The sequence below is a fragment of the Azospirillum sp. genome (assembly GCF_035627195.1).
In the GTDB taxonomy this organism is placed as follows: Bacteria; Pseudomonadota; Alphaproteobacteria; order Azospirillales; family Azospirillaceae; genus Azospirillum.
Genome location: NZ_DASPMG010000199.1, coordinates 1 through 9,435, shown reverse-complemented (window position 1 = coordinate 9,435; position 9,435 = coordinate 1). Strand labels below are relative to the sequence as shown.

The window sequence follows — 9,435 nt, the reverse complement described above, 5'->3', positions numbered from 1 at the left end:
CTCGGTGGTGCTGGCGGTGACCGGCGGCGAGGCGCTGTACGTCGACATGGGGCACTTCGGCCGCATGCCGATCCGCATCGGGTGGTTCTGCCTCGTCCTGCCGGCGCTCCTGCTGAACTACTTCGGGCAGGCGGCGCTGCTGCTGACCGAGCCGGAGGCGGTGCGCAACCCCTTCTACCTGCTGGCCCCCGACTGGGCGCTGTACCCGATGGTGGGGCTGGCCACCATGGCGACCGTGATCGCCAGCCAGGCGGTGATCTCCGGCGTGTTCTCGCTGACCCGGCAGGCGGTGCAGCTGGGCCTGTGCCCGCGGCTCGACATCCGCCACACCTCGAACGAGGAGAGCGGGCAGATCTACATCCCGCGCGCCAACTGGGGCCTGCTGGCCGGCGTCATCGGGCTGGTGCTGTGGTTCCAGTCGTCCAGCAACCTCGCCGCCGCGTACGGCATCGCGGTGACCGGCGACATGATCATCACCACCGTCCTGGCGCTGGTCGTGGCGCGGCGCCGCTGGGGCTGGAGCCTCGCCGCCTGCGCGGTGCCGGGCATCGTCTTCTTCACCGTCGACGCCGGCTTCTTCTCGGCCAACATCATCAAGATCCCGCAGGGCGGCTGGGCGCCGCTGGTCATCGCCACGGGGGCGCTGTTCCTGATGTCCACGTGGCGGCGCGGCCGGGCCATCCTGTCGCGGCGCCTGGCCGAGGATTCGCTGCCGCTCGACCAGTTCATCAAGCGGCAGGCCAAGTCGGACGTGCACCGGGTGAAGGGGACGGCGGTCTTCATGACCTCCTCCTCCGACACGGTGCCCATAGCGTTGCTGCACAACCTGAAGCACAACCAGGTCCTGCACGAACGCGTGGTCTTCGTGACCGTGCTGGTGGAGGACGTGCCGCGCGTGCCGGCCAAGGACCGCGTGACGGTGGAGGGGCTGGCCGAAGGCTTCTACCGCATCACCGTGCGCTACGGCTTCTCGCAGGAGCCGAACATCCCCAAGGCGCTGCGCCTGTGCAAGGCGTTCGGCCTGGAGTTCGACCTGATGGCGACGTCGTTCTTCCTGGGCCGCGAGACGCTGATCCCGCGCATGGAGCCGCCAATGGCGCAGTGGCGCGAGAAGCTGTTCGTGGTGATGTCGCGCACCGCCGTGAGCGCCACCGATTTCTTCAAGATCCCGCCCAACCGCGTGGTCGAGCTGGGCACCCAGGTGCAGCTGTAGGGGACGGGGCCGGTGATCTTTCGGGGCCGCGGAACTTTCCCGGCCCTGCGGTGACGAACATGGCGAATGGCCCCGGACACGCCGTCCGCGCCGACGCCAAGGAGACCGCCATGTTCGCCAAGCGCCTGTCCTTCCCCTTCGCCATCGCTGCCCTGGTCCTGGCCGGCGCCGCCAGCGCACGCGCCGAAACGGCCGAGCAGGTGATGCGGCAGGTCGCCGCCGCCCACCCCGACTACCCGGCGAACGATCTCGAATTCCACATGCGCTATCTCCGGTCGATGGGCTATGCCGACAAGAAGGCGGTCCCCGGTTCCGGGCAGTACCACATAGCCTTCTTCGCCCCTGGAATGAACACGGCCATGCTCTACGCCGACTATTACGACAACGGGGACGAAAGCAAGGCGGCGGGCCGGCTCGCGTGCGGCATGGGCAGCTGCGTGAACACGCCGCTGGGCCAATAGGCGCCGATGGCGCTGCGGTGTACGCCGGGCGGCTACTCCGCCGCCGGCTTGCGCGGCGGGGTGACGGGGGCCATCAGCGCGGAGAAGCGCTGGTCCATCGACTGAAGCCACGTCAGCATGATGGAGAGCTGGCCCTTCACCTCGCGGATGTCGCCGCGCATGGCCTGCTGGGCATCCTCCATCTGCGCCACCTTGCCCTGCACGTCACGCTGCCAGGCTTCGGTCTTCTCCTGCCAAGCCTCGGTCTTCTGCTGCCAGGCTTCCGTCCGTTCCTGGCGCGCTTCCATGGCGCGCAGGCGGTCGTCCTGCGCCTTCAGCAGAGACACCACGAGGTCCAGCTTGTCGAGGATCTCCGGATCGCGTTCGGCCATGGCGCACCCAAGCGTATTCCGAAAAGGAGAATACCGCGTCCGGCGACACCCGCCAAACGTTCAATTCACCGCCTTCTTGTCGGCGGCCGGCCCCGACGTCCGGCCCTTGTAGCCCTTCAGGAACTTCTGGAACACGTCCACCTCGGCGACGCGGGAACGGATGGTGTTCACGTCGATCAGGCCGGTCGCCTGATCGGGCCGGGTCAGCACGCGGAAGGCGTCGGCGTCCGGGCCCTTCTCCATGCCGGTGCCGAACTCCTTGCGCAGCTGGCTGAGCCCCGTGCCGTCACCGGCCAGCGCCAGCGCCACCGCGCGGTTCAGCACCAGCTGCGAGGCGTTGGGGTCGAGCGGCTGGCCGGATGCCGGCGGCGGGCCGATGATCTTGCCCAGCGCCACCGCCGCCTGCCCCCAGTTCTGCGCCCGCCACGCGATGTCGACGCGCAGCAGGTTGGCCTCCTTGCTGTCGTCCTGGGCCAGCAGCAGAAGCGCCTCGTTGCCGCGGCCCAGTTCGGCCAGCGCCTTGGCCTGCATGACCATCCGCTCGCCCTGCAGGTCGGGCGGCATGCCGGGCACGTTGCTCAGCTCCAGCGCCTTCAGCGCCTCCTGCGGCTTGTTGTCGAGCAGCCGGACGGAGGCGAGGCGCGTGCCGACGTTCGCCTTCTCCTGCCCCGACAGGCGGTATTCCACCTGGTGCTGGAGGAGGTCGGCGGCCTTGCCCAGCAGGTCGATCTGGATCAGCCGCTCGGCCAGCTGGCGGATGATGTCGTCGCCGGCCGTGCCGACCGGCGTCAACTCGCGGAACTGGTCGTAGAGCTGCAGGGCTTCCAGGGTCGGCAGCTTGGCCGCGCCGTCCTTGTAGAGGTCGGCGAAGGTGCGGGCCATCTCCTTGGTGATCTGCTCGGCCTTCGGCCCCTCGCCGACCAGGGCGGCGGTCTCCTTCATGGTGTTGAAGCCGTCGGCGTACTTGCCGCCGGCGATCTGCATCTCGCCCAGGCGCTGGCGGATGGCGACCTCCAGGTCGTCGCCGCGCCAGGTGAAGGTCAGGCCGGCCAGTTGCTCCGCCGCGTTGGCCGGCGACATGCGGCCCTCCGCCACCTCCAGATTGACCAGCGCCAGACCGGCCTTGGCCCGGTAGTAGCGGTCGAGGCTGTTGAAGGCCGCCGTCATCTCCTCGCGCGCGTGCCCGACGTCGCCCTGCTGGCGGTACTGCTCGCCGCGCAGGTACTGCATGTCCGGCCGTTCGTTGGCCTCGGTGCCGATCTTCTGCTCGACGCGGTCGAGCCAGCGCTTGGCCTCGTTCACGTCGCCGGTCTGCAGGGCGGCCTCGGCCGCCGGCAGCGCCAGCCTGGAGAGCAGCGGTTCGGGATACTTGGCGAGGACGGCGCCGCCCGTCTTGAAGTCGCGCGCGGCCTTCGGCCAGTCGTTCTGCTGGACGGCGACGGCGCCGCGCCACAGCGCGGCCTCAGCGTTGTTGGCGAGGCCGGGGTGCGTCAGATCCTCCCGCCCGCCGTCCAGGTCGCCGGCCAGGACGCGCGCGGCGCCGCGCAGCGCGCGGAACTCCGGCCAGCCGTCCAGGTCCGGCTGGGCCTGCTGGAGCACGTCGAGCATGCCCAGCGTCTCCGGCCCGAAGCCGTTGGCGAAGTAGAAGCGCGCGAGGTCGAGCTGCGCCTTCGGCCGTTCGCCGTCGGGCGCGTCGGCGACGGCGTGCTGAAGCGCCTGCCGGTTCTCGGTGAAGCGGTCGAGGCCGCCGCGCTGCCACACCTCCGGCTCGAACAGGCGTTTGCCGGCGGCGATCGCGCCCGGCGTGGCGGGCGCCAGGGGAGCCTGCGGGGCCGGCGAGGCGCCGCCCGGCGACGGCGTCTGGGCGACCGCCGGAGCGGTGGTGGGCGGGGCGGAAGGCGGCGGTGCCTGTCCCGGACGCACGCCGCTGTCGGCCATGGTGGACAGGTGCAGGCCGCCGGCGCTGGTCAGCTCCACCCCCTCCTTGACCGGGCGCACGGTGACCGAGTCCGATACCGGGCGGACGACGACGCCTTGGAAGGCCGGCAGCATCTCCAGGTCGGCGTAGCGGCGGCCCTCGCTCACCGTCTGGCCGGCGACGGGCAGCGGCACGACCTGCAGGCGGTCGCCGACCTCCGGATCGGCCACCTGCACCACGGCGGCGGCGTCGCTGGCACGCACCACGAGGCGGGCGCCCAGCAGGAAGTCCGGCTCGGCGTCGACGCGCAGTTCCTGTGGCGGGGCGGCGGTGAGACGGGTGGAGGGCACGACGCGCCAGACGGTGCCCTGGCGTTCCACCGTCGGCCAGATGAAAGGGCCGATGCGCGTGCGGAAGACGCTGCCGGCGGTGGCCGGCACCGGCTCGATGGCGCCCACCTGCTCGGCACCGGGGCCGACGACGGCGCCGGCGCCGATCGGCAGCGCCTTGTCGAACACGATGTAGAGATAGCCGGCACGCGGGTAGACGGCCGCGGCGGCGGGGCCGCCGGCGTCGAACACCAGCACCGGCCCCTTCTCGGCGGGCTTCACGGTGGCCTGGGGGGCGGCGGGCTGCGCCGGCGGCGCGGCGGGCGGCGGGGGCGCAGGGGCGGCCGGGGAAGGCTTGACCGACGTGGTGGTGGCGCCCGGCGGCACCGGCAGGTCCTTGACGGGAGCCGGGGTCGGAGCCGGAACGGCCGGCGGCGGGGCGGCGGGCTTTGTGTCGGCGGGCTTCGCCTCGGCCGGCTTGGCGTCCGCCGGCTTGGCCTCCGCCATCGGGGCGGCGTCGGGCGCCTTGCGGGTGCCGGGGTTCAGCACGTCCACCACCACGGACGCGCCGTTGCGGAATTCGCGCACGTCGCTGTCGGGCGCGGCGGCGAAGGTGACGGCGAGGCCGCCGTTGGGGGCCTTGAACTGCTCGACGTTGCGGACGTTGCGCAGCGGCGCCTTGGTGGCGGGCGACAGGTCGATGGATGCCGCGCGGTCGAACAGCAGCGTCACCGACGCGCCGTCGCGCTGCAGCGTGTAGGCGGTGGGCGCCGACCAGTCGAAGGCGAGGCGGCTGTGCGTCGCGTGGTCGCCGGCCCGCAGCTTCACCGTGCCGCCCTTGGCCGCCGGGGCGACGGAAGCGGCCGGCGGGGTGGCCGGCGCCCCGGCCTTGGCGGCGGGCGGCTGCGCCGGAGCTGGCTGGGCGGTGGCTGGCTGGGCGGCTGGCTGGGCCGGCGTGGGTTGGGCCGGCGGCGCGGCGGCGGGCGTCAGGTCGATGGCGACGGCGTTGCCGTTGCGGAAACTCTTCAGCGCGACGGGGCGCTTCAGGTCGAACTCGACGCTGCGGCCGTCGGCGGCCACCCGGCCGGCGGCGAGGTAGGATGGCAGCGCCTTGACCACGCGGTCCAGCGCCGCCTCCACCGGCTGGTCGAAGCGGATGACCAGCCGCTCGCCCTCGACCGCGGCGGTGAAGTCCACCTTCTGCGGCCAGTCGAAGACCATGCGGCCGAAATTGGAGTGGGCGGAGGCGCGCACCGGCACGGTTGCGGCGTGCGCCGGCAGGGCGGCCAGCAGCGCCGCCGCGACCACAAGGCCGCCGACCCGCCGTCCCTTCGCCCCCGCCTTCGCATCAGGCACCCGCGCGCCCATGCTCATTCCCCTCCCTGCTCGCGCACGACGAGGTCGACGCGCGTGTCCTTGGCCCCCGTGCGCGGCAGCGGCGCCATCGCCGTGCGCACCACGAGGTCGCGCCGGTAGCCGGTCTCGCGCAGCGCCATGGACACCGCCACCGCGCGGCCCAGCGACCGTTCCCAGGCAAGGCCGGCGGGCACGTCCTCCCGCTCGGCGTGGCCGACCACCTCGACGCGGTTGCCGATGCGGCCGACCACCGCCCCCAGCAGAAACAGCACGCGCCGCCCGCGATCACTGAAGGTGCCGGCGCGCGCGTCGAACAGCACGTCGCCGGGCAGGACGATGACCACCCGGTCGTCCTCGCGCCGCACCGTCACGCCGGACAGGTCCGGCGTTTCGGCGATCTGGCCGTTGAGCAGCGCCCCCAGGTAGTCGAGGTTGACGGCCGAATGCGGCTCCAGCGTGGCGGCGTTGAAGGCGGCGCGGGGCTCCGGCGGCAGTTCCGACGGCGTGGCGGCGGTGGAGCGGGCGGAGACCGCCTGCGACAGCCGCGCCCAGCGCTGCTGCTGCGGCTCGGTCATCGAGAACATCAGGACGAAGAAGGCCAGCATCAGCGAGATCAGGTCGGTGAAGCTGATCAGCCACATGCTGCGCTTGCCGGCCTCGGCGTCGGCGGAAGAGGGGGCAGCGTTGGGGGCATAACGCGGGACCCTGGGCACGCGGATCATCGCCGCCCTCCCCGCGCCCGCTCGTCGGTCGAGCGGATGGTGAACAAGAAGCGCGATGCGCCGGGGGCGCCGCGCTCGATGCCGATGGTCACGGATTCCGCCGGGACGCCGCGCGCCACGAGGTCGCGGGCGAGCGCCGCCGCGCGCTCGATGGGGCCGGGCGGCTGGCTGGGGCGGTCGGGCGACAGGGCGACGAGGTAGTCCAGCTCGATCCGCTCGCCCGGCAGCTCCTTGCGCAGCGATTCGGCGACGCGGTCGAGCAGACCCGCGCGGTCGCGCCGCAGGGTGGCGGTGCCGGGCTCGAACAGCTCGTCGGCGTCCAGGCGCACCTCCATCAGCGCGCCGGGCGTCACCGTGGTGACCTTGGCCACCGCGACCGTGGTGGCGAACAGGTCGCCGACGCCGTTCAGCCGCTCCACCGCGAAGACGGTGCCGGTGCGCGACGCCACGGGGTCGTTGCCGTCGCGCAGGCGCGGGTCGATGACGAAGTCGAAGCTGCGCTCCACCGACGCCAGCACCGCCTTGACGCGCGACACCTGTTGCACCGACTGGGCGTTCAGCATGATGAAGAACACCAGCAGCAGCAGGAACAGCGACAGCAGGAGCACGATGCTGCCGTTGCCGGACGCGCCCCGGACGGGTGCCTTGCTCGCTGTGCCGGGGGCGGCCATGGGCTAGTCGAAGCTCGCCAGCAGGCGGTCGATCTCGTCCTGGTCGATGGCGTTGCCGGGCAGCGACGGGCCGTGCAGCAGGCCGGCGTCGGGGTCGGCGGACGGTTCGGCGGGGACCGGGGCCGGGGCGGGTGCCGCGGCGGCGTGGCGCGCCTCCTCGCCGAAGACGGCCAGCAGCGCGTCCACCTTTGCCTCGATGTGCTTCAGGGTGCGGACCACCTTGGTGATGCGCTGTCCGGTGATGTCCTGGAAATTGCACGCCTCGTAGATGCGGGTGACCGCGTCGGTCAGCTTGGCGCCGTTGTCCGCGTCCACCGATCCGGCAACGCCGGAGACGATGTCGCAGGCGTCGAAGATGGCGAAGGTCGCCTGCTCGGTGGCGCCGACCACGGCGTCCAGCTCGTCGGTGGCGGTGGGGATGTGCTCGTCGCGGATCTCGGCGGGGCGCAGCGCCGCCAGCTCGGCCTTGGCGTCGGCGATGTAGCGGGCGAGGTCTTCCAACTCGGCGTAGAGCTTCAGGTCGTCGCCGGACATGTCGCCGCCCATGCTGGCGACCACCTCGCGCACGATCTCCGCGACCTCGTCGCGGGACACGGGGGCGGCGGTCTCGGCGTAGGCGGCGTCGAGCCGCTGCCTCAGGAGCTTCTGCTCCGCCATCGGCGACGGCATCGGCGAAGGGGAATAGGACATGGCAGGACCGGCCGCGCAGTGGAGACGAAAAAGTCAGGCGAATCGGGCCTTCCAAGCCCGTCTTAACCTAAAATGGTTGGGTTAACAGGCCGTTAAGTGGGCCTTCAAGTCCCTCCCCCGCCGGAGGCGAGGGAGGGAGAAATCCTCACTGCCCGGTGCTGGGCAGGACGCGGCGCTCGACCAGGGCGGTGGTGACCAGCTTGGCCTTGGCCGGGTCCATGGCGGCCAGGATCGGCGCGGTCTTCGTCTCCTTCATGCGCTGGAAGACGTCGAGGAGGACGGGCATGTCCAGCTCCTCGAAGATGCGCGCGGCCTCCTTGGGCTTCATGGTCTCGTAGATCTTCACGAGGCTTTCCAGTTGCGCGCTCTGCTTCTCGTCGCCGGCACGCATCAGCTTCTGGATGTCGGCGCGGACCTTCTCCATCTCGGCCAGCTTCTGCTCGATGCGCTTCTCGGCGGCGGCCAGCAGCGCCTCGCGCTGCTCCACCTCGCGGGTGCGCTTCTCAAGTTCGGCGCGGCGCTCGGCGTAGTGGGCCAGCAGCTCGCTGTCGCCCATCCCCAGCTTGTCGCCCGACGGCGGCTGGGCCGCCGGTGCGGGAGCGGCGGCGGGCGGCGGGGCGTTGGCGGCGACCTGCTGCTGCGGCGCGGCGGGCGCCGGGGCGGCCTTGCCGGCGGCGGGCGCCGGGGCCTTCGCGTTGGCCTTTGGGTCCGCCTTGGGGTCCGCCTTGGGGTCCTGGGCCAGCGAGACGGGGAAATCCGGCAGTTGGGCGTCGCGGGTGGCGATGCGCCAGACGTCGCCGACACGCACGCCCAGCATCAGCACCGCCGCGAAGATCATGATTGGCAGCACGCGGAAACGCATGCCCTTCACCCGCCGGGCCAGACGCTGAACCAACGGCGTCCGGGGCGGCGGCTTGGCCTTGCGCGCGGGCTTGCCGTTTCCGGGCTTGCCGTTTCCGGGCTTACGGGCGGCCGGCTTCGGCGCCACGGCGGGGACGGCGGGCTTCTGCTGGGGCGGCTTGGCGACCGTGGGGGGCTGCATGGTCATGGCGGCTCTCCGCGCGGGGCTCAGCGGCGGTTCTCAAGCGCGCGCAGCAGCTCGCGCTCGGCCCGCGACAGGCCTTCCTCGCCCGGACGCGGGCGGTCGGGATCGTCGTCGGACGGCGGGGGGGCGGGGGGGGCCGCGCGGCGCGGCAGCGGCGGGGGGGCGGCCTCGGCGGCCTCCGCCTCCTCCAGCAAGGGGCGCAGCGCGGCGGCGACGGAGGCCGAGGGCTGGCGCGTCGCCCCGGCGGCCGGGCGGGACGGCGTGTGCTTGGGACGGTCGCTGTCGGAGAAGCCGGACAGGCGGTCGGCCAGCGTGTTGCCGGCCTCGATCATGAATTGCAGCTCGTCCCGCAGCGCCGCGGCCTTGTCGATGGTCTTCTGCAGCCCCTCGCCGGTCTGGTGCGCGGTCTGCTTCATGCCGCGCACGCCGGTGTCGGCCTTGGCCATGGCCTCGTTCAGGCCCTGGATCAGCTCCGCCAGCTCGCCGCGGCTCTCGCGCAGGCGCACGATCTGCTTGTTGAGGATGATGGCGTAGGCGATGGTGGCGACCAGAAGGCCGACCATCAGCAGGTCCAGCACCAGAGAGACGGTCGGGCTCATAGGCGCATGACCTCCTGCTTGGGCAGTTCCTTCTCGAGGCGGACGGCGATGTGCCCGCCC

Annotated in this window: 9 protein-coding genes; 2 read left to right on the top strand and 7 right to left on the bottom strand. The window is 72.3% G+C overall.

Going from position 1 to position 9,435, the window contains the following annotated elements:
- The coding region (locus VED21_RS18465; RefSeq protein WP_324884680.1) for a potassium transporter Kup at window positions 1-1,213 on the top strand (1,213 nt) is incomplete at its 5' end.
- A gap of 59 nt (window positions 1,214-1,272) precedes the next feature.
- Window positions 1,273-1,674 (top strand): hypothetical protein, encoded by a 402-nt coding sequence (locus VED21_RS18460; RefSeq protein WP_324884678.1) that lies wholly within the window; start codon window positions 1,273-1,275, stop codon window positions 1,672-1,674.
- Window positions 1,675-1,706: 32 nt separating this feature from the next.
- On the opposite strand, the gene VED21_RS18455 is transcribed toward VED21_RS18460, so the two are convergent.
- The 7 genes from VED21_RS18455 to VED21_RS18425 form a co-directional block, all read right to left on the bottom strand.
- Window positions 1,707-2,045, bottom strand: coding sequence for a hypothetical protein (locus VED21_RS18455; RefSeq protein WP_324884676.1), 339 nt, complete (start codon window positions 2,043-2,045; stop codon window positions 1,707-1,709).
- A gap of 60 nt (window positions 2,046-2,105) precedes the next feature.
- Entirely contained in the window at window positions 2,106-5,660 is a 3,555-nt protein-coding gene (locus VED21_RS18450) for a tetratricopeptide repeat protein (protein ID WP_324884674.1), read from the bottom strand.
- Between the two features lie 2 nt (window positions 5,661-5,662).
- Window positions 5,663-6,370, bottom strand: a complete 708-nt coding sequence (locus VED21_RS18445; protein WP_324884672.1) for a flagellar motor protein MotB — start codon at window positions 6,368-6,370, stop codon at window positions 5,663-5,665.
- Window positions 6,367-7,041 (bottom strand): hypothetical protein, encoded by a 675-nt coding sequence (locus VED21_RS18440; RefSeq protein WP_324884670.1) that lies wholly within the window; start codon window positions 7,039-7,041, stop codon window positions 6,367-6,369. Before VED21_RS18440 ends, VED21_RS18445 begins: the two co-directional genes overlap by 4 nt.
- Before the next feature lie 3 nt (window positions 7,042-7,044).
- Window positions 7,045-7,731 (bottom strand): protein phosphatase CheZ, encoded by a 687-nt coding sequence (locus VED21_RS18435; protein ID WP_324884668.1) that lies wholly within the window; start codon window positions 7,729-7,731, stop codon window positions 7,045-7,047.
- A gap of 145 nt (window positions 7,732-7,876) precedes the next feature.
- On the bottom strand, window positions 7,877-8,779 hold the full coding sequence (locus VED21_RS18430; RefSeq protein WP_324884666.1) for a MotE family protein: 903 nt from the start codon (window positions 8,777-8,779) through the stop codon (window positions 7,877-7,879).
- 20 nt (window positions 8,780-8,799) lie between these two features.
- On the bottom strand, window positions 8,800-9,375 hold the full coding sequence (locus tag VED21_RS18425) for a DUF6468 domain-containing protein (RefSeq protein ID WP_324884664.1): 576 nt from the start codon (window positions 9,373-9,375) through the stop codon (window positions 8,800-8,802).
- Window positions 9,376-9,435: the final 60 nt, after the last annotated feature.

Coding starts and splice junctions, on each gene's coding strand:
- VED21_RS18455 (WP_324884676.1), bottom strand. CDS start 2,045: ATGGCCGAACGCGATCCGGAGATCCTCGACAAGCTGGACCTCGTGGTG.
- VED21_RS18440 (WP_324884670.1), bottom strand. CDS start 7,041: ATGGCCGCCCCCGGCACAGCGAGCAAGGCACCCGTCCGGGGCGCGTCC.
- VED21_RS18450 (WP_324884674.1), bottom strand. CDS start 5,660: ATGGGCGCGCGGGTGCCTGATGCGAAGGCGGGGGCGAAGGGACGGCGG.
- VED21_RS18445 (WP_324884672.1), bottom strand. CDS start 6,370: ATGATCCGCGTGCCCAGGGTCCCGCGTTATGCCCCCAACGCTGCCCCC.
- VED21_RS18460 (WP_324884678.1), top strand. CDS start 1,273: ATGGCGAATGGCCCCGGACACGCCGTCCGCGCCGACGCCAAGGAGACC.
- VED21_RS18425 (WP_324884664.1), bottom strand. CDS start 9,375: ATGAGCCCGACCGTCTCTCTGGTGCTGGACCTGCTGATGGTCGGCCTT.
- VED21_RS18435 (WP_324884668.1), bottom strand. CDS start 7,731: ATGTCCTATTCCCCTTCGCCGATGCCGTCGCCGATGGCGGAGCAGAAG.
- VED21_RS18430 (WP_324884666.1), bottom strand. CDS start 8,779: ATGACCATGCAGCCCCCCACGGTCGCCAAGCCGCCCCAGCAGAAGCCC.